General features: G+C 72.9%; 15 protein-coding genes and 1 pseudogene. 14 read left to right on the plus strand and 2 right to left on the minus strand.

From position 1 onward, the window contains the following. Positions 1-14 precede the first annotated feature (14 nt). From ACIQUQ_RS20905 to ACIQUQ_RS20955, 11 genes and pseudogenes are all read left to right on the plus strand, one after another. A pseudogene (locus ACIQUQ_RS20905) lies at positions 15-518 on the plus strand (acyl-CoA thioesterase); the annotation flags it as partial. Further along, positions 509-2,959, plus strand: coding sequence for an FAD-dependent monooxygenase (locus ACIQUQ_RS20910; RefSeq protein WP_403977810.1), 2,451 nt, complete (start codon positions 509-511; stop codon positions 2,957-2,959). The pseudogene ACIQUQ_RS20905 and the gene ACIQUQ_RS20910, both read left to right, overlap by 10 nt. A 16-nt stretch (positions 2,960-2,975) precedes the next feature. Continuing rightward, entirely contained in the window at positions 2,976-4,064 is a 1,089-nt protein-coding gene (locus ACIQUQ_RS20915; RefSeq protein WP_403977812.1) for a carbon-nitrogen hydrolase family protein, read from the plus strand. After that, positions 4,061-5,173, plus strand: coding sequence for a cupin domain-containing protein (locus tag ACIQUQ_RS20920; protein ID WP_403977814.1), 1,113 nt, complete (start codon positions 4,061-4,063; stop codon positions 5,171-5,173). The genes ACIQUQ_RS20915 and ACIQUQ_RS20920 overlap by 4 nt, the downstream gene beginning before the upstream one ends. 34 nt (positions 5,174-5,207) lie before the next feature. Beyond that, entirely contained in the window at positions 5,208-6,173 is a 966-nt protein-coding gene (locus tag ACIQUQ_RS20925) for a fumarylacetoacetate hydrolase family protein (RefSeq protein WP_403977816.1), read from the plus strand. A gap of 131 nt (positions 6,174-6,304) precedes the next feature. Then, positions 6,305-7,033: an Asp/Glu racemase gene (locus ACIQUQ_RS20930; RefSeq protein ID WP_403977864.1), complete on the plus strand. Its 729-nt coding sequence runs from the start codon at positions 6,305-6,307 to the stop codon at positions 7,031-7,033. 59 nt (positions 7,034-7,092) lie between these two features. Continuing rightward, positions 7,093-7,920: a PaaX family transcriptional regulator C-terminal domain-containing protein gene (locus ACIQUQ_RS20935; protein ID WP_403977818.1), complete on the plus strand. Its 828-nt coding sequence runs from the start codon at positions 7,093-7,095 to the stop codon at positions 7,918-7,920. A 57-nt stretch (positions 7,921-7,977) separates the two neighbouring features. Beyond that, positions 7,978-8,397 (plus strand): VOC family protein, encoded by a 420-nt coding sequence (locus ACIQUQ_RS20940; RefSeq protein WP_403977821.1) that lies wholly within the window; start codon positions 7,978-7,980, stop codon positions 8,395-8,397. A gap of 134 nt (positions 8,398-8,531) precedes the next feature. Beyond that, positions 8,532-9,236 carry a hypothetical protein gene (locus ACIQUQ_RS20945; protein ID WP_403977824.1) on the plus strand — a complete coding sequence of 235 codons (705 nt, stop codon included), beginning with the start codon at positions 8,532-8,534 and terminating at the stop codon, positions 9,234-9,236. Further along, a complete protein-coding gene (locus tag ACIQUQ_RS20950; RefSeq protein ID WP_403977826.1) occupies positions 9,237-10,619 on the plus strand; it encodes a hypothetical protein in 1,383 nt (460 codons plus the stop codon). Next, entirely contained in the window at positions 10,616-11,290 is a 675-nt protein-coding gene (locus ACIQUQ_RS20955; RefSeq protein WP_403977828.1) for an FkbM family methyltransferase, read from the plus strand. Before ACIQUQ_RS20950 ends, ACIQUQ_RS20955 begins: the two co-directional genes overlap by 4 nt. Positions 11,291-11,354: 64 nt before the next feature. Here the strand turns inward: ACIQUQ_RS20955 and ACIQUQ_RS20960 are convergent, their stop codons facing one another. Both ACIQUQ_RS20960 and ACIQUQ_RS20965 read right to left on the minus strand, forming a co-directional pair. Then, positions 11,355-13,481 (minus strand): collagenase, encoded by a 2,127-nt coding sequence (locus tag ACIQUQ_RS20960; protein ID WP_403977831.1) that lies wholly within the window; start codon positions 13,479-13,481, stop codon positions 11,355-11,357. 466 nt (positions 13,482-13,947) lie between these two features. After that, complete coding sequence (locus ACIQUQ_RS20965) at positions 13,948-17,511, minus strand: S8 family serine peptidase (RefSeq protein ID WP_403977833.1); 3,564 nt, start codon at positions 17,509-17,511, stop codon at positions 13,948-13,950. Between the two features lie 151 nt (positions 17,512-17,662). Between ACIQUQ_RS20965 and ACIQUQ_RS20970 the strand changes: the two genes are divergently transcribed. The 3 genes from ACIQUQ_RS20970 to ACIQUQ_RS20980 form a co-directional block, all read left to right on the plus strand. Beyond that, positions 17,663-18,268: a GNAT family N-acetyltransferase gene (locus tag ACIQUQ_RS20970; RefSeq protein ID WP_403977835.1), complete on the plus strand. Its 606-nt coding sequence runs from the start codon at positions 17,663-17,665 to the stop codon at positions 18,266-18,268. A 51-nt stretch (positions 18,269-18,319) separates the two neighbouring features. Further along, a complete protein-coding gene (locus tag ACIQUQ_RS20975; protein WP_403977837.1) occupies positions 18,320-19,039 on the plus strand; it encodes a hypothetical protein in 720 nt (239 codons plus the stop codon). A 199-nt stretch (positions 19,040-19,238) separates the two neighbouring features. Continuing rightward, the coding region (locus ACIQUQ_RS20980) for an ATP-binding protein (RefSeq protein ID WP_403977839.1) at positions 19,239-20,470 on the plus strand (1,232 nt) is incomplete at its 3' end.

Here is a 20,470-nt window from a genome sequence, read left to right on the forward strand (position 1 = left end):
GTGTCGAGTGGTGCGACACGGACGCGGCCGGCCACTACCACTTCTCCACCGTGGTGCGCTGGGCCGAGGCGGCCGAGGCGGCCCTGCTGCGCGGCCTCGGGCTCGGCCACCTCTTCGGCAGCATCCCGCGCGTGCGCTTCGAGGCCGATTTCAAGGCCCGGCTCTGGTTCGGCGAGAAGGTCAGGACCGAGCTGCGCGTGGAGGCGGTCGGCCGGACCTCGCTGCACTACGCCTTCACCGTCCGCGGCGAGGACGGCGGGACCGCCGCCACCGGCCGCATGGTCGTCGCCCACTCCGCCGCCCGGGCCACCGGCGCGGCGCCGTGGCCCGAGGACGTGCGCGAGGTCCTGCGCACGGCGGGCCCGCAGCCGCCGGAACTCCTCGCGGCCGGACCGGTGTCCGCGCCGGCCCTCGCGCCGGCGCCCGGGCCGCGGGCCCCGCAACCAGCTCCCGAGCCGGCTCCCGGGCCGGCTCCCGCACCAGCTCTCGAACCGGCAGGAGGCGCGCCGTGCGCGTAGCAGTCATCGGAGGCGGCCCCGGCGGGCTGTACTTCGCCGCCCTGGCCAAGCAGCTCTCACCCGCCTGGGAGGTCACCGTCTGGGAGCGCAACGCCCCGGACGACACCTTCGGCTTCGGCGTGGTCTTCTCGGACGAGACCCTCGACGGGATCGCCCAGGCCGACCCCGAGGTGTTCGCCGCCATGTCGGCCGAGTTCGCCCGCTGGACCGACATCGACGTCCACTACCGGGGGGAGGTGCTCACCTCGGGCGGCCACGGCTTCGCCGCCATCGGCCGCAAACGCCTGCTGCAGCTGCTCCAGGCCCGCTGCGCAGCCCTCGGCGTCGACGTCCGGTACCGCACGCAGGCTCCGCCGGCCGCCGAACTGGCCGCCTCCCACGACCTGGTGGTGGCCGCGGACGGGGTCCGCTCGGCCACCCGGGCCGCGTTCGGCGACAGCTTCGGGACCGACCTCGACGAGCGGCACTGCCGCTACATGTGGCTCGCGACGGACAAGGTGCTGGAGGCCTTCACCTTCATCGTCTCGGAGCACGATTTTGGCACGCTGCAGGTGCACGCGTACCCCTTCGACGCCACCCGCTCCACCTTCATCGTCGAGATCGGCGAGGAGGCCTGGCGGAAGGCCGGCTTCGAGGAGCTCGCGGCCCGCCACGAGGAGGCCGTGGCCGGCGGCCTGCCGCCCGGCGCCGGCGACGGGGCGAGCATCCGGCGCTGTGAGGAACTCCTCGCCGCGCACCTCGGCGGCCACCGGCTGATCCCCAACAACTCCCGCTGGATCCGCTTCACCACCGTCCGCAACAGCGGCTGGCGGCACGGGAACACGGTGCTGCTCGGGGACGCGGCCCACACCGCCCACTTCTCCATCGGCTCCGGCACCAAGCTCGCGATGGAGGACGCCCTCGCGCTGGCCGCCTGCCTGCACGAGCACCCGGACGTGCCGGCGGCGCTGGCGGCGTACGAGGCCGAGCGCCGGCCGGTGGTGGAGTCCACCCAGCGCGCGGCGCAGGCCAGCCTCGAATGGTTCGAGAACGCCGGCCGCTACACCGGCCAGGAGCCCCACCAGTTCGCGTTCAACCTGCTGACCCGCAGCCGCCGGGTGACCTACGACAACCTGCGGGTGAGGGACGCCCGGTTCACGGACGCGGTCGCGGCCCGGCACGGGACGGACCCGGGCGCGCTGCCGACCGCGGCCGCAACCGTGACGACGGCCTCGGCGACACCGGCAGCCGCCCCCGCCGGAACCCCCGCCCCGCCCATGTTCCGCCCCTTCCGCCTCGGCGGGCTGCGGCTGCGGAACCGGGTCGTCGTGCCGCCCATCGCGCTGTACACCGCCCAGGACGGCCTCCCCGGCGACTTCGACCTGGTGCACCTCGGCACCCAGGCGCTGGGCGGCTCCGGCCTGGTCTTCGCCGGGATGACCGCGGTCAGCGCCGAGGGCCGGGCCACCACCGCCTGCCCCGGCCTCTACACCGACGCGCAGGAGGCCGCCTGGCGGCGGATCACCGACTTCGCGCACGGCCGGTCCGGTGCCTGCCTCGGCATCCAGCTCACCCACGCCGGACGCCGGGCCGCCACCCACCCGCCCCGCCCGGACGGCACCGCGCCGCCGCTCACCGGCGCGGCCGGCCGGCCGCTGGTCGCCGCCTCGCCGCTGGCCTGGGACGAGCGGAGCGCCGTACCCCGCGAGGCCACCCGCGCGGACCTGGACCTGATCGCCCGGGACTTCGTCCGGTCCGCAGAGCGGGCCGACCGGGCCGGGTTCGACGTCCTGGAACTCCAGTACGGGCACGGCCACCTGATGTCCGGGTTCCTCTCCCCGCTCACCAACCGGCGCACCGACGCGTACGGCGGCGACCTGACGGGCCGGCTGCGCTTCCCCCTGGAGGTGCTGGCCCGCGTCAGGGCCGTCTGGCCCGCCGGAAAGGCCCTGGTGGTACGGATCTCCGCCACCGACTGGGCCGAGGGGGGCACCAGCGAGGCCGAGGCGGTCGAGATCGCCCGCGCCCTCGCCGGGGCGGGCGCCGACGCGCTCGACGTCTCCACCGGCGAGGTCGTCGCCCACCAGCGGCCGCGGTTCGGGCGCAGCTACCAAACCCCGTACGCCGACCTCATCCGCAACGCCACCGGCGTCCCCGTCATCGCGGTCGGTGCGATCTCCACGTACGACGACGTGAACTCGATCCTGCTGGCCGGCCGCGCGGACCTGTGCGCCGTGGGCCGCGCCCAGCTGCACGACCCGCTGTGGACGCTGCACGCCGCCGCGGCACAGGGCTACCACGGCCCGGCGGCACCCTGGGCGCCGGCCTGGCGGGCCGGCAGCGGCCGGCCGCCCGGCGCCCGTACCGACCGAGTCCCCCCGCGCCTGGAACTGCTGCGCGCGCCCGCCGCGCCCGTGCACCGGCGCTGGCAGCCCCGGCCCGCCGCCGCGGCGTCCCGCTGAACCCCGGAGGCAACCCGTGCACACCCCCTACACGGCCGACGGACGGCTGCCCCGCTTCACCGCGGCGGCCGTCCAGGCCTCACCCGTGTACCTCGACCCGGCGGCCACCGTCGACAAGGCCGTGGCCCTGATCGCCGAGGCGGCCGCGCACGGCGCGAGCCTGGTCGTCTTCCCCGAGGTGTTCGTCCCCGGCTACCCGTACTGGAACTGGACCATGAACCCCGTCCAGGGCTCCCCGTGGTTCGAGCGTCTCCACCGCGCCTCGGTGGACGTGCCGGGACCGCACGTCGACGCCCTCCGCGCGGCGGCCCGCCAGCACGGCGTGGTCCTCGTGATCGGGGTCAACGAGCGCGTCCCGCACAGCCTGGGCGTCCTCCACAACACCCTGCTCACCATCGGCCCCGACGGCGCCCTCCTGGGCGTGCACCGCAAACTGGTGCCCACCTGGGCCGAGAAGCTCACCTGGACCGGCGGCGACGGCAGCTCCCTGCGCGTGCACCACACACCCGTGGGCCCGCTCGGCGCCCTCGCCTGCGGCGAGAACACCAACACCCTGGCCCGCTTCACCCTGCTGGCCCAGGGCGAACTCGTCCACGCCTCCTGCTACATCGCGCTGCCCGTGGCCCCGGCCGACTACGACATGGCGGAGGCCATCGCGGTGCGCACCGCGGCCCACAGCTTCGAGGGCAAGGTGTTCTCCGTCGTGGCCTGCTCCACCGTCTCCCCGGAGATCGTGGACGCCGTCGCCGGCGACGACGCGCGCGTCCGCGAGCTCTTCGCCCGGCCCCGCAGCGCCCTGTCGGGGATCTTCGGCCCGGACGGCCGCCCGGTCACCGAACCGCTGGTGGACGACGAGGGCATCGTCTACGCCGAGATCGACCTGGCCCGCTGCGTCGGGCCCAAGCAGATGCACGACATCACCGGGCACTACAACCGCTTCGACGTGTTCCGGCTCCAGGTCGACAACCGCCCCCGCACCCCCGTCGCCTTCACCGCGCCCGAAGCCCTCTTCGGCGCGCCCGAACCACCCCCCTTCCCGCTGCCCGCGCAGCGCCCCGTACCCCCGGCCGGCCACCAGGCCGCCGCCACCGAGGAGGACGCATGACCCCCGAGCAGGACGACACCCGGCTGGGCCGCGCCCGCGTCACCGACACCCCCGAACTCACCGCGTACTACGGCGAGCTGGCCGCCCTGGAGGCCGGCGCGCTCTGGACCGTGGCCAACGACATCGAGCCCTGGTACCCGCAGCCCCGGTCCGTGCCCGTCCTGTGGCGCTACGAGGAGCTGCGCCCCCTGGTCCGCAAGGCCCTGGACCTGGTGAAGGCCGACGACGCCGGCCGCCGCGTGGTGATGCTCGTCAACCCGGGCCGCCGGGACGTCAGCGCCGCCGCCGGACTCCTGTACACCGGCCTCCAGATCATGGGCCCGGGCGAGGCCATGACCGCGCACCGGCACCAGGCCGCCGCCCTGCGCTTCGTCCACGAGGGCACCGGCGCGTGGACCGTCGTCGACGGCCAGAAGCTCAAGGTCGGCCCGCGGGACTTCGCCATCACCCCGAACGGCACCTGGCACGAGCACGGCAACGACGCCGGGGACGGCCCCGTCATCTGGCAGGACGGGCTGGACATCCCCCTGGTCAACGCCCTGGACGCGGGCTTCTACGAGGTCCACCCGGACCTGTACCAGACGCCCGGGAAGGTCATCAACTCCTCCGTCCTCAGCTACGCGGCGAACCTGCTGCCGTACGGCTCCGAGAAGTGGACCCGGCCCTACTCGCCCCTGCTGGCCTACCCCTGGGAGCCCACGTACGAGGCCCTGCTCAACCTGGCGAAGGCCGGCGAGGGCTCCCCGTACGACGGGGTGATCGCGCAATACACCAACCCCGTCACCGGCGGCCCCGTCATGCCGACCATGGGCGCCCACCTGCAGCTGCTGCGCCCCGGGCAGGCCACGAAGGCGCACCGCCACACCGGCTCGGTGATCTACACGGCGGCCAAGGGCCACGGCGTCTCGGTCATCGCCGGGCGGCGCTTCACCTGGCGGCAGGGCGACATCTTCTGCGTGCCGTCGTGGGCCTGGCACGAGCACCACAACCTCGACGCGTCCGAGGACGCCTGCCTGTTCTCGTTCAACGACTTCCCGGTGATGCGCTCCCTCGGCTTCCACCGCGAGGAGGCCTACCCCGACAACGACGGCCACCAGCCGGCGTCCTGACACCCCCCGTCCCGCACACCGCAGAGGAACCGCCATGCGACTGGTGACCTTCACGCCCATCGGCACCCCGACGACCACGACCACGACCACGACCACCGCCGCCGCCCCCGGCGGCACCACCGGCACCGCCCGGCTCGGCGCCCAGGACGGGGACCGCGTCCTCGACCTCGCCCTCCTGGCCGCCCGCGCGGGCACGGCCCTCCCCGGCGACCTGCTCTCCCTGATCCAGGCCGGCCCGGCCGCCCTGGCCGCCGCCCGCGAGCTCGCCGCGACGGCCGCCCCGGACGGGAGCCCCGCCGAGGGGATCCACCGCCTCGACACCGTCCGCCTCGGCGCCCCGCTGCGCCCCGGCAAGATCATCGGCGTGGGGCTCAACTACGTCGAGCACGTCGCGGAGTCCAGCCGCAGCCTGGACACCGACGAGGACCTCCCGCCCCGGCCGGTGCTCTTCGGCAAGCCCGCCACGGCCGTCACCGGCCCCGGCGCGCCGATCCTGCACAACGGCGACCTGACCTCGCAGCTCGACTGGGAGTGCGAACTGGCCGTGGTGATCGGCCGGACCGCCTTCCGGGTCCGCGCGGAGGACGCGTACGCCCACGTCTTCGGCTACAGCATCGTCAACGACATCAGCGCCCGCGACCAGCGCCGCTCCGGCCAGTGGTTCTTCTCCAAGGGCCAGGACTCGTACGCACCCTTCGGGCCCGCCGTGGTCACCGCGGACGAGATCCCCGACCCGATGGACCTGGACCTGTCGCTGCGGGTCAACGGCGTGACCAAGCAGAAGTCCAACACCCGGCACATGCTCTTCGCCATCGCCGAACTGATCGCCGACATCAGCTCCGGCATGACCCTGGAGCCGGGCGACGTGATCGCCACCGGTTCCCCCTCCGGAGTGGGCGCCGGGATGGTCCCGCCGGAGTTCCTCCGCCCCGGCGACACCGTCGAGGCCACCGTCGAGCGCATCGGCACCCTGGTCAACCCCGTCGTCGACGCCCGCTGAGCCCCGTACCCCAGGAGCACCCCGTGTCCCACCACCCCGCCGGCACCCCCGGCCTCCCCGCCGCCGGCAGCCGCGGCCCCGCCGGCCGCACCTACCGCATCGGCCAGATCGTCCCCAGCTCCAACGTCACGATGGAGACGGAGGTCCCCGCGATCCTGCGGGCCCGGGAGGCCGTCGCCCCCGAGCGCTTCACCTTCCACTCCAGCCGGATGCGGATGACCCATGTGACCCCCGAGCAGCTCAGGGCCATGGACGCCGACTCCGACCGGTGCGCCGCCGAGCTGTCCGACGCCCGGGTCGACGTACTCGGGTACGCCTGCCTGGTCGCCATCATGAGCATGGGCCCCGGATACCACCGCACCGCCGAGGAGCGCCTGCACGCCCGCACCGTCGAGAACGGCGCCCCGGCACCGGTCGTCACCAGCGCCGGCGCCCTGCTGCACGGTCTGGACACCCTGGGCGCCAAACGGATCGCGCTGATCGCCCCGTACATGAAGCCGCTGACCCGCACCGTCGTGGACTACCTGACCCGCGAGGGCGTCGAGGTGCTCGACCACACCGCGCTGGAGATCCCCGACAACCTGGCCGTCGCCGCGCACGACCCGGCACGGCTGCCCGGGCTCGCCCGCGCCCTCGACACCTCCGAGGCGGACGCCGTCGTGCTCTCCGCCTGCGTGCAGATGCCCTCGCTCGGCGCGATCGAGGAGACGGAACAGCTGCTCGGCAAGCCGGTGGTCTCGGCGGCGGTGTGCACGGCCCACCAGCTGCTGCGCGCACTGGACCTGCCGGCCGTGGCACCGGGCGCCGGACACCTGCTGTCCGGCGCGTACGCCGACGGCGGGCCGGCCGTGGCCGGGTAGCCCGGCGGGGGCCCGGGGAGGGCTGGGTATGATCGCGGCCGCGACAACGGAAGGCGATCATGTCGGACAGCCCCCCCAGGCCCAGCTCGTTGATCAGCACGGTGTACGGCGCGTTCCTGCGCCGCCTCGGGGGCTGGATCTCCATCGCGGACCTGATCACCCTGATGGCGGAGCTGGACGTCGACGGCCCCGCGGTGCGCTCGGCGACCTCGCGGCTCAAGAAGAAGGGCGTCCTGGAACCCGAGCGCCGCGGCGCCTCCGGATACACCCTCAGCCCGGCGGTCCTGCCGGTCTTCGACGAGGGCGACCGGCGGATCTTCGGCAGCCTGGAGCCGGCGGACCTCGCCGACGGCTGGGCCATGGCCGTCTTCTCCGTGCCGGAGTCGGAACGCGCCCACCGGCACCAGCTCCGCACCCGGCTCACCTGGCTCGGCTTCGGGAACATCGCACCGGGCGTCTGGCTGGCCCCGGGCCGCCTGCTCGACGACGCGCGGACCATGCTGGAACGCCTCGGGCTCAGCTCGTACGTCCACCTCTTCTCGGCGGAGTACGCGGCGTTCAGCGAACTGTCCGGCACGGTCGGCTCGTGGTGGGACTTCCCGGCCATCCAGCAGCAGTACGCCGACTTCACGGAGGCGTACGGTCCGGTCGCCGAGCGGCTCGCGGCCCGGGCCCCCACGGACGCGCAGGCGTTCCGGCACTACGTGCCGATGCTCACCCAGTGGCGCCGCCTGCCCTACCTCGACCCGGGCCTCCCGCCCGAACTCCTCCCGGCCGACTGGAACGCCGTACCGGCCCGCCGCCTCTTCCACCAGCTCCACACCACCCTGGCCACCCCCAGCCTGACCCACGTCCGCCACGTCACGGGCCTCACTGCCACCTCCTGATCCGCGGATGGCAGGATGGCGGTGCGGATGCCGGTCGTCGGGGGGATGGGGAAACACATGCGTCAGCGGCTCAACCTGGTCCTCCTGGGGGTGCGCGACGTCGCCGCTTCCGTCGCGTTCTACGAGGGGCTGGGCTGGCGGAGGTCCAAGGCGGGCTCGGAAGGGTTCGCGCTGTTCGAACTGGGCGGGGTCGCTGTCGCGTTCCAGTCCCGGACGGCCTTCGCGGCCGACGCCGGTCTGCCGGACCCGGGGCCGGGCGGCTTCGCCGGCTTCGCCCTGGCGTACGTGGCCCGCAGCGCCGACGAGGTGTACGAGGTCATGGCCAGGGCCGCCGAGCTGGGCGCCACGGTGACCCGCCCGGCCGGCCCGAACGCCTGGGGACACAGCGGCTACTTCACCGACTCCGACGGCCACCTTTTCGAGGTGCTGTACGAGGACGGCTGGATCTTCGACGAACACGACGACCTGGTCCTCTGACCGCCCGCCGACGGACCGCCCGAGGTCCGGCAATCGAGTGGGGCGAGGCGTGTCACGCCGGGCGCTCCGAGGCCTCCGCACGCCCATGCGCTTGCGTAGGGGAGACCGCGGTTTCCCGACCTGGAGGGTGTCACATGGGCGTCGACGCGGATCTCGACAGGACGGACCCGCTCCGCACCGCTGCCGTCGCCCGGCGGGTGAACGCCCTGTTCAGAGCCATGTCCACGGACTTCCTGCTGCGCGAGCAGTTCGTCACCGACCCGGCCCAGATCCTGGCCGAGTACGTCGACGGCGGCCGGCTCCCGGCGCCGCGGGCATCGGCACTGAACCAGCTCGTCTACGCGGTCGCGGCCAGCCCGGAGGTCCTGCGGTGGCTGCGGGACTACGCGCTGGCCCACCGTGAGACCCCCGTCCCCCACACGCGGTTCCTGACCGACTTCGGCCGTGCCGTGACCGAGCGGCAGGCGGTCCAGGTCGTCCTCGCCCTCCTCCGGCTCTCCCTGGAAGGCGAGGGCCTGGGCGTCGCCGACGGGTCGCTGGTCCAGATCGTCAACGAGTCCGGCCTCTTCGAGGACGAGCCCCTCTCGGGTACGGAGATGAGCACGGGCACCCAGTTCGGTACGGAGCAGAGCGGTACGCACATGAGCACGGGCGGCGCGCTCGTCTCGGGTACGGAGATGAGCACGGGCACCCAGTTCGGCACCGAGGTGAGCGGCACCCAGGTGAGCACCGGCCCCCGGCTCTTCTCCGGCCAGGTCGTTCCCGTCGTCGACGCGCTCACGGAGTACGCGGGCCGGCTGCGCGACCGCGGCCTGCTGGACAGCGTCCGGAGCCGCTAGATGGAGTCCCCGCCCGCCGGTCCCGGTGACGCGTCCGCCCACCACGGCCTCGGCCGCGCGTGCCAGGAGCTGGGCGACCCCGAGGCGGCGGTCGCGCACCACCGGGAAGCGCTGCGCCTGGACCCCGGGCTGCGGGCCGCCCGCCAGGACCTCACCGCATGCCTCCTGCACCTCGGCCGGACCGAGGAATGCGTCGACCTCTGGCACACCTGCGACCCGCTCGACCCCGCCGACCTCGACTGGCTGGACCGCCAGTCCTGGCTCGCGCTGCTCGACCACGACCTGCCCGTCGCCGGCGAGTACGCGCGGATCCACGCCGCGGTCCGCCTCGGCAGCGCGTGGTACCCGCGCACCTCACCGCCGCCCCGGACCGCCGCCGGCCGGGACAGCCGCCTCACGATCGCCAAACTGCACCACGACATCCAGCAGTTCCGGTACCTGCAGCGGCGTGCCGTCCTCGGCGAGGAGTTCACCGGCGTCATCTCCGCGTACCGGGAGACGATCTCCCGGCTCGAAGCGGCGGGGGAGTACGGCCCGGCACCGATGGACGCCCTCACGCGCCGCGCCATCGGCCACGTCTACGGCCGCATCGTCCACGTACGCGACACCCCGCGCCTGCCCCGGGCCCTGTCGGACGCCTGGGACCCCGCCGAGGTGCAGGACCATTACCTGGACCGGCAGCCCGGTGTGGTCGTCATCGACGACTTCCTGTCCGCCGACGCGCTCGCGAGCCTCCGGGACTTCTGCCTGGAGTCCACCGTCTGGCACGGCAACCGGTACGCCCACGGCCGCCTCGGCGCCTTCTTCCGCGACGGCTTCACCTGCCCGCTCCTGCTCCAGATCGCCGAAGAGGTCCGGGACGCCCTGCCCCGGGTGATCGGCAGGCGCCACCCCCTGCGGCAGCTCTGGGCGTTCAAGAACGAGAACGACTTCCCGGCCGACTCCAACACCCACGCGGACTTCGCCGCCGTCAACCTCAACTTCTGGATCACTCCCACCGACGCCAACCTCGACACCGGCAGCGGTGGCCTCGTCGTCTACGGGGTCGACGCCCCGCGGGACTGGGACTTCGCCACGTACAACGGCCGCCGGGAGGTGATCGAGCCCTACCTGCGGCAGCAGCACGCCGAGCCGTTCAGGATCCCGTACCGCGAGAACCGGGCGATCCTCTTCGACTCCGACCTCTTCCACGGCACGGACGGCCTGCACTTCCGCCCCGGGTTCACGAACCGCCGCGTCAACATCACGATGCTCTACGGCGAGCGGGCCGACGACGACGGCCACGGACGCCACGCACCCACCACCGCCGGCGCGGGCGACGGCCGGCTGTCCGGCGCGTGGCGCTCACCCGCCCTCACCCGCCACCGGGGCGGCCGGGCGTGACCTCCCAGTACGGGCAGGACCGGTTCGTCGTGGACCGCCTCGGGGGCATGCGCAACGGGTACTTCCTCGACTCCGGGGCGTCGGACGGCCTGCGGGCGAGCAACACCCGTCTCCTGGAGACGTCCTACGGCTGGACCGGCATCTGCGTCGAACCGAACGCGGACCTGTACGCGCGGCTCGTGCGGAACCGCCGGTGCACCTGCCTCGACTGCTGCCTGTACGACCGGGAGGGCAGCGTCGAGTTCCTGGAGGCCGGCACGGTCGGCGGCATCCTCGCGGAGTACGACCCGTCCCTCCTCCGCCTCGCCAGGCAGGGGCTCCGGGTCGCGGACGGCGACGACCCTCCCACGGTCCCCAAGACCGCGCGCACCATCCGCTCGGTCCTCGACCAGTGCCGGGCACCCGCCGTGATCGACTACTGGAGCCTCGACACCGAAGGGTCCGAACTGGCCCTCCTGCGGAGCTTCCCCTTCGACGCCTACTCCTTCCGCGTCCTGACCGTCGAACACAACTGGCTGCCCGTCCGGACCGAGATCAGGGCCTTCCTGGAAGCCCGCGGCTACGTCTGGGCCCAGGAGGCCGGCTGCGACGACTGCTACGTACGCGCCGACATCCCCCGGGACACCCCGCCCTGGCGCAGCCACGCCCGGCGCCGTCGCACCGCCGGCTGAGTGCGCCGGCGGTGAGGACGGTGAGGGCCGCGGGGGCCGGCCCGGCCGGCCCCCGCGGGGTGTCTCACCTGGACTGCGTGGAGACGCTCACGCCGCTGAAGTCCTGCGCGGCGGCGAGACTGAAGTAGACCCAGCCGGACGGCGGGTTGTCGATCGTCAGCGTCTCGCCGTTGCCGGGGTTGACGGACTTCGCCTGGTGGCTGCCGGTCGTCGCCCAGCTGCCGCCGCCCCAGTACAGGTCGGCGTTTCCGGTGCCTCCGCTGCTGGTGATGGTCAGCTGCCTGACGCCGGCCGGCAGGTACACGAAGTGGTAGCTGTAGTTGCCGGCGGAGGCCGAGAGGCCGTCCCGGCGGCAGTTCTCGCTGAACTGGCGGGTGTCGGCGAAGGTGCAGGGCGGCGCGGACGGCGCCTGCGCATCCGGCAGCGGGCCGCAGTCGTCCGTCGCACAGGCGGTCGTCAGCCACGTGGCGAAGCCGGCGTCGTAGCGGGTGCCGATGGTCTGCTTCAGGAAGGTGCGGGCACCGTTCCAGTCGCCGGCCCGGTACTTGTCGAGCACTGTCTCCACGTCGGCGCGGTGGGCTTGGAGCATGTAGCGGACGGCGAGGAAGCCCCAGCGGTAGACCCGGTTCGAGTTCACCTGGGGGTCTTCCTCCTGGCCGTAGACGGTGTCGAACAGCTCGCTGAGCCGGTACGTCCCGCGGCCCGCCTCGGCGATCGCGTCCGTGTTCCGCTCGCCCCGGTAGCCGAACGAGATGTTCTCGGCGATGCCCTCGACCCACCAGATGGTCGGCGTGGTGATGCCGGCCTCGAAGTCGCCGGCCATGTTGTAGCGGCCGTCGAGGTAGTGCGTGTACTCGTGGTTCAGGTTCCAGATCTGGAAGTCCGGGCGCAGCCAGTGGGCCTCGTGGGCGATGAAGCGGGCCTGGTTGCCGGGGACGGCCGGGTTGCCCTCCTCGTACATCCCGCCGTTGTCGACATCGATGTCATAGATCGCCCAGGCGTACAGCGCGTACTGGGTGTAGTCGTCGAAGACGACGACCTCCAGGTTGGTGTTCACGTCACCGGGGAGCGGGCCGTCGTCGCCGATGACCCGGTGGAAGTACGCGTCCTGGCCGACCAGGCTGGTGCAGGTGCCCGCCAGCTGGCCGGGGGACATGTCCTGGGCCCGGATCCGCAGGTCCGTGTTGCAGGTGTGCTGGATCGGCAGGACCGCCGGGAGCACGCGGGTGCCCAGGTCGCAGATGGCGTACGCCGCGCAGTTGCCGCGGTCGAACCGGCGCGTGTACCAGCCCAGGTTCATGGTGATCGGCGCGGTGGGGCCGACGTTCGGGTAGCGGTTGATCAGGTCCTTGAGCAGCGGCCGGACCCGGTCCCTGAGCTCGGGGACGTCGAGGGCGTGACCGAGGTGGCGGCCGACGTTGCTGACGACGTCCAGGCGGTTCAGCTGCGCGCCGTTGCGCGTGATGAAGCCGGCCCAGGTGTCGAGGATGGCGGGATCGGCCTTGAGGGCGGCGCGCCAGCCGCGGCCGTCGTCCTTCGCCTTGAAGCCGTTCTCGACGACCCACTCGACGTGCTGCATGGCGAGGTTCATCTGGGCCGGCCAGGTGCCGCCGTAACTGCCGAGCATCCACTTGACGACGCCGGCGTAGCGGCCGGCCGTGTGGGTGCTGTCGATCAGCGTGACGACCTCGTTGAGGATCTCGCCGTTGGCGTCCGTGACGTCCTTGCTGCGCGGGGCGGCGAAGAAGGCGTCCAGGGCGCCGCGGGCGGAGCCGTCCAGCGCCGTGCCGTAGTCGCCGACGACGTCCGCGTGGTTGTCCTGGACGTAGTAGCCGGCGCGCAGGAACAGCACCAGCTGCCCGATGGCGCCGCTGTTGTTGCCCGGGTACGTGGCCGAGGCGTCGCGCAGCGCGTCGGCGACGGTCACCATCTGGGCCTCGCGGAAGGCCTTCCGGGCGTTGTCGCCGGTGAGGCCGAACAGCGGGTACGTACAGGTGATCCGGGGGAGGGCCTTGAGCTGCTGGACCAGTGCGGCACCGGTGGCGTTGATGACGCCGGAGAGGTCACCGCACTCGTCCGCGGCCACGGCCGAGGACGCCTTGCCCGTCTTGTCGGCCTTGTTCGGCTTGCCGGTCGTGGCGGGCTTGAGGGCCGGCGCGGGCGCGGGGGAGGACTCCTCGGTGCTGTCCATCGCGGAGATCCGGAAGCGGCCGTTGCTCGACGCGTGCGGCGACTTGGGGACCGGGATCGACCGCGGGGCCGAGGCCGTGGCGCCGGCGGGCTTCGTCCCGGCCGGGCCCGTGGCGCCGGCGGGAGCGGCGTGGCCCTGCGGTGCGAACAGGCCGAGGGTGAGGAAAACGGCTGCGCCGAGCGCGGGAAGTCTGCGCGCTCGAGCCCTCGATATGCGGAAGGGGTGCATCTGTGGGGGCCTCCGGGGCCGGGTGTGGCCACGTGCTGGGAACACGGGCGACTGACATGTGACATGTAAAATTTCACATGTCGCATCGTGTCGGAAGGGTTCCGGCCGGATTGCTGTCGGCCGAAATTGAAACGTTGTCAACTTCCGGCCCGTCCGCGGGGCCTGCGTGCGCCCGACGGCAAACGGGTGGCGCGGGGCGAGGCCGCCCCGCGCCACCCGAGGGGAGCGCACCGTCCGGTCAGCCCTTGTCGGGCCGGTCCGTCACGCGGAGGGTGTTGACCAGTGGCTTGCCGAAGCCGCTGTGGGTGACGAAGCGGATGTTCAGCACGCCGTCGGTGACCGTCACCGTGTAACTCCGGCTGACGGCCACGTACGAGCCCGCCTCCAGCGCGATGTCCAGGGAGGGCAGCACCTGCACGCCCTCCGCCAGGACGTCGAAGACGCGCTTGTCCGGCCTGGTGGACGAGAGCTCCGCGAAGCCCAGCTCCACCGTGTAGGTCCCGTTCGGGACGCCGTCGAAGCGGTACTCGTACATGCCCTCACGGGCGTTGCGGAACAGCCGCTGGTCGTCCGTGCCCGCGATCGTGCGGCCGGTGGACCGGACCGAGGAGCTGCCCTGGTAACCGAAGGAACCGGCCTGGTACTTGCGGTCCGGGGACCAGCCGTCCCCGAGCGCGTCGGTGCCCGGGTAGTCGGAGCCGGCGTCCAGGGCGACCTGGTAGCGCGGGACCACGACCTTGACCGGGACGCTGAGCACCGGCGAGCGGCCGCTGGCGGAGGCGATCTTCAGATCGGCCGTCAGGACCGTCCCCGGTGCCAGGCCCGCGGTGTCGAAGGTGAGGGCGAGCGGGGCCTTGCCGCCGGTGGGCAGGTTCCCGGTCGCCGGCGTGGCCGTCAGCCAGGCCGCGTCCTCGGTCACCGTGAAGTCGGTGCCCAGCCCGGGGTTGGTGAGGTCGAGGGTGCGGGTCCGCCTCTGGTCCGGCGGCAGCACCACCTCCACCGCCGGCCTGGCGGCCGTGACCTTGCCCGTACGCAGGGACCGCGTCACCGCCGACACGTCGGCCGGCGCGATGTCCACGGTCGCCGCGGCGGACTCGTACGCCGGGGCGGAGAAGGCCACCGCCTGCGAGCCGGACGGGCTCTGGACGACGTAGCCGCCGTCCGCGGCCGTGACCGCGGACACCGCCGTGTCGCCGGTGCCGACGGTCACCGTGGCGCCCGCGACGCCCTTGCCGTCGTTCGCGTCGAGGACGCGTCCGGCGACCACACCGCTCTTGGTGGTCCGGAAGGCGATGGACAGGCCGTCCGAGATGACCGCGGTGTTGTACGAGTACTTGAAGGCGTCCGTGCCGGTCGCGTTCTCCACGCCCACGGTGGCCGTCGAGCCGCCCTTGATGCCGGTGCCGCCCGTGCCCTTGTAGGAGTACGTGACGGTGCCGTTCTCGCCGATCGCCGCCGAGAAGGAGAACTTGTCGTTCTGCGTGGACCAGTGCGCGACCTCGCGCCACTCGATCACGAAGCTGCGGTGCGGCGCGCTGCCGGTCACCGCCGTGAAGACGCCAGAACCGGTGCCGGCCGCGCCGACGACGAGGTCGTCCCAGAACGGGTACAGGGCCGCGTTCGGGGTGCCCGCGCTCGGGATGTCCCCGTTGATGTCACCGGTGTTGTTGCCGCCGAAGCTGACCGTGCCGTTCGTGCCGATCCACGCCTGCGCGTACGTCTTCCCGTACAGCGGCAGCGGGAAGGGCAGGTCGACGCGCTCGGTGGTGTTGTCGCCGGTCAGCGCGAGCTGCCGCTCACCGGGCTGGTACGGGCGGTCGCCCGCGGTGGCGCAGGCGTAGCCGTAGCCGTCGGTGCGCGCGGGCAGGACGACCGCGACGGTGGCGTCGCCGGCGACGGTCGCCCGGGCCGTGCCGCCGGTGAGGCAGCGCGAGGAGTGGGCGGCCTTCACGTCGTACGTGCCGTACGGCAGCGTGACCTCGAAGCGGCCCTGCGCGTCGGCCGTCGCGGTCACGGGGGTGTCCGCGATGGTGACGGTGGCGCCCGCAGCGGGTCCGGCAGCCGAGGAGACGGTGCCGGTCAGCTTGCCGGTGGCGGCCTGGGCCAGCGAGAAGTCGCTCGTGGCGGTGGCGTTCTCGGTGACGGTGGCGGTCGCGGCCTGCTGCCCGTAGCCGAACTTGGCCGCGGTCAGGGCGTACTCGCCCACCGACAGGGAGCGGAAGCTGTACGTGCCGTCGGCCGCCGTGGTCGTCGTACGGTCGATCGGGCCGTCGGCAGTGATCTTGGTTCCGGCGACCGGATCGCCGGAGCCGGAGCGCACGGTGCCGCCGAGGGCGCCGGTCGCGCCCCGGGGAGCGGCCGTCACCGCGGCGAGTGCGTCGAGCTTGCCCTCGCCGAAGACGTTGTTGTCGGCGGCGTTGCCACCGCACTGGCCGTTGTCGGTGTCCAGGGCGGTGCCGTCGAGCAGCGCCTCCGTCTGCGCGACGTCGCCCTCCAGGGCCGGGGCGGCGGACCAGAGCAGCGCCACGGTCGCCGCGGTGTGCGGCGATGCCATGGAGGTGCCGGAGAAGGACGCGTACTCACCGCCGGGGACGGACGACCGCACGTTGACGCCGGGGGCCGCGATGTTCGGCTTGACGATGCCGCCGGGGCCGGCTCCGCGCGAGGAGAAGGAGGCGATGGTGCCGTTGATGTCGAAGGCGCCGGAGCTGTAGGAGCGCGCGTAGTCGCCGGGCGAGCCGCTGGTCGCGCAGCCCGGGCCGGAGTTGCCGTTCGAGAAGGCCGGGAAGATGCCCGCCGCGCGCCAGGCGTCGACGATCTGCTGGTACCAGTCGTCGTGCACCGCGCTGCCCCAGGAGTTGTTCACCACGTGCGGGGCGAGGTCGGGGCGGGGGTTGCGGCCGTTCAGGTCGGTCGGGGCGACGATCCACTGGCCGGAGGCGAGCAGCGAGGCCTCGGAGCAGGTGCTGCTCTCGCATCCCTTCGCCGCGATCCACTTGGCGCCGGGGGCGACGCCGGTCTTGTTGGCGCCCCCGTCGTCGCCGACCATCGTGCCCATCGTGTGGGTGCCGTGGTCGTTGTTGTCGCAGGGCGCGGCGGTGGTGCAGACGCCCGCGGGATCGAACCAGTTGTGGTTGTGGTCGTACGACCCGTCCGCGTTCCTGCCCCGGTACTGGCCGTTCACGGCGGGGTGCGTGTAGTCGACGCCGCTGTCGATGTTGGCGACGACGATGCCCTCGCCGCGCACGCCGAGCTGCTCCCACACCTGCGGGGCCTTGATGCGGTCGACGTTCCACTCGACGGCGTCGGTGGCCTTCTCCCGGTGTCCCTCGGCGGGCTTGGGGAGGGTGACGGCGTCGTCGGTTGCGATCCGGGAGACCTCGGGGCGCTCGGCGAGGGTCCCGGCGAGCTTCGCACTGCCGACGACGCGCACCGCGTTGACGATCCAGAACGAGGTGTAGTCGGCCTTCGCGCCGTCCAGGGCCCTGATCACCTCGGCCTGGCTGCGCGTGGCGTGGTCCTTCTTGAGCCGCAGCACGGTCGCGGCCTTCGCCGCGCGGGTCTGCTGCTCGCCGGCGGCGGTCAGGTCGGCGGCGCTGTCGAGGTAGACCCAGAAGGCGGTCTTGGCCGACTCGTCGAGCTGGGCGCGGAGTTCGGGTTCGATCTTGCGCTCGGCCGCGCTCGGGGCGGGGCCGGGGTCCGGCGCCGCCGCGGCGACGCCCGCGCCGACGGGCAGGAGCAGGACGGAGGTGAGGGCGGCCAGCGCCGTCCGTAAGGATCGCCTTCTGTCGCGGTGGGGCAATGTCGTCTCCTCGTACGCCGTGTGCAGATGGTGAAGGAAAGGAGTGTGCGACGTGCGCGGGTCATGGTGAGGGAGTGGTCATGCCCACTACAAGAGGGCCTCGTCGGCCAGGCCGGGGCGCGCGGGCGGCGAGCCCGGCATAATCCGGTCCGTGCCCCTCCTCGTCCCGCCGACGGTTCCGGTCGGCTCCCTCGCCGCGCACCCCCAGCCCTCCCTGCCTGCCGGAGGCGGTGTACGGCTCCGGCCCTGGGCCGTACGGGACGCGCCTGCGGTGATGGACGCGTACCAGGACCCGGAGATCCAGCGCTGGCACGTGCGGCGGGCGGACTCGGTCGCGGAGGCGGCCGAATGGATCGCGGCCTGGCAGGCCGGGTGGGCCGCGGAGTCGGAGGCCCACTGGGCGGTGGTCGACGCCGGGACCGACGCGCTGCTGGGCCGCGCCGCCCTGAAGGCGCTGAACCTCGCCGACGGCTCGGCGGAAGTGGCCTATTGGACCGCGCCGGCCGCAAGGGGGTCCGGCGTCTGCCCGCGCGCGGTCGAGGCGATGGCGTCCTGGGCCTTCGGCACCGGCTTCCGTCGCCTGGTCCTCGAACACGCGGTGGCCAACCGGGCCTCGTGCCGCGTGGCCGAGAAGACGGGCTTCGCGCCGGAGGGCGTCCACCGCAGCGCCTGGCTGCAGACGGACGGCCGCCACGACGTCCACACCCACGCCCGCCTGAACGACACCGCACCGCCGGTCCTGGAGGGTCGCGGCTGACCGGGCAGAAGGGGCGGGGGCCGCCCTCGTCTCCCGCGCTACGGTGCTGGCATGTCTGCATCAGCCGAAACCGGATCAGCCCTCTCTCCCGTCACCGCGGACGACGTCGACCAGGCCGTGCGGCTGGCCGTGGGCGTCCTCCGGGACGCACCCCCGGAGGGGTGGCGCGGCAAGGCCGGTTCGCTGGAGTGGGATTGCTGGGAGACCGTCGAGCACCTCGCGAACGACCTCTTCTACTACGCCGTGCAACTGGGGCCGCAGCATCCGCCGCTGGACACCCATGTGCCTTTCGCGCTCCGCCGGAAGAGGCCGGAAGCGCCCATGGTCTTCGCCTACGCGGACCGAGATGCGGGTCCGGCCGGCCTCCTGCAGGTACTGGAGGCGTGCGGCGCGCTGCTGGTCGCCATGGTGCGTACGACGTCGCCCGCGGTCCGCGCCCACCACGCCGCCGGGGTGTCGGACCCCGAAGGCTTCGCGGCGCTGGGGGTGCAGGAAACGCTCGTGCACATGCACGACGTGGCGGAAGGCCTCGGCCTCGCCTGGACCCCACCCCCCGCCCTCTGCTCACGAGTCCTCACCCGCCTGTTCCCGGCGGCTCCGAGAGATACGGCCCCCTGGCCCACCCTGCTGTGGGCAACCGGCCGCGCCGACCTGCCCGGCCACCCCCGCCTCACCACGTGGCGCTCGGACAGCACGCCGCGGTCATGGGTGAGCGGATCGGCTTCGGTCGCCGGCACTGAAAATCGAGGCTTGGGCGTCGACCACACGTGACCCAGGAAAGCCCGCAAGGGCCTCCCTGAGGGCATACGGAGAAACTTTGGTAGGGGGATTAAGGGGATCCCCTGTTCTTCGTTCCCAGGGGCATCTATGGGCCTTCTGGCCCTAACGCTGCATCGGTGGGGCGGTACAGTGGGATGGTCCGGTCGCGCCGTGCGCGGCCGGATTCCACTGGCCGGGGGTGTGCTTCGTCATGCCCTGGAGTGGCCCACCGGTCAGCGTCCCCAGCGCTGTCGTGCGTGCGCGGCAGCGGAGTTCGTCGTGTCCGAAAGTGAGCATCGCCTTGACCGAGACCGTCGTTCCGGCCCCCGAGACCACCGTTACGACCGCCGACGCGGGCCCCGCGTCGGGTTCCTACGACGCGGGGGCGATCCAGGTCCTGGACGGCCTGGAAGCCGTACGCAGGCGCCCCGGGATGTTCATCGGCTCGACCGGGCCCCGGGGCCTGCACCACATGGTGCAGGAGATCGTGGACAACTCCGTGGACGAGGCGATGGCCGGTGTCGCCGACCGGATCGAGGTGACGATCCTGGCCGACGGCGGGGTGCGGGTCGTGGACAACGGCCGTGGCATCCCGGTGGGGTTGCACGCGGGGACGGGCCGCCCCGCGCTGGAGGTGGTGCTGACGGTCCTGCACGCGGGCGGCAAGTTCGGCGGCGGGGGCTACTCCGTCTCCGGCGGCCTGCACGGCGTGGGCCTGTCCGTGGTCAACGCCCTCTCGACGCGCCTGACGGCCGAGGTCCGGACGGACGGCTACCGCTGGACCCAGTGCTTCGAGCACGGCGAGCCGACCGCGGCGATCGCCCGCCACGAGGAGACCGACCGCACCGGCACCACGATCACCTTCTGGGCCGACCCGGACATCTTCGAGACCACCGAGTACTCCTTCGAGACGCTCTCGCGCCGCTTCCAGGAGATGGCCTTCCTCAACAAGGGCCTCACCCTGACCCTCACCGACGAGCGGGCCGACGCCTCGGTGGCGGACGACGGGGGCGAGAGGTCGCCGCGTGCGGTGTCGTACCGGTTCGACGGCGGCATCGTCGACTTCGTGAAGCACCTCAACTCGCGCAAGGGCGAACCCGTACACCCGACCGTGATCGCCATGGAGGCACAGGCCCCCGGGCAGTTGCTGTCGGTCGAGATCGCGATGCAGTGGAACAACGGCTACACCGAGGGTGTGTACTCGTTCGCCAACATCATCCACACGCACGAGGGCGGTACCCACGAGGAGGGTTTCCGTGCCGCGCTGACGTCGCTGGTCAACAAGTACGCGCGTGACAAGAAGCTGCTGCGGGAGAAGGACGACAACCTCACGGGTGAGGACATCCGTGAGGGTCTGACGGCGATCATCTCGGTGAAGCTGAGCGAGCCGCAGTTCGAGGGCCAGACGAAGACGAAGCTGGGCAACACGGAGGCGAAGACCTT

Origin of the sequence: Streptomyces sp. NPDC101118 (assembly GCF_044759445.1) — a bacterium.
Lineage (GTDB): Bacteria > Actinomycetota > Actinomycetes > Streptomycetales > Streptomycetaceae > Streptomyces.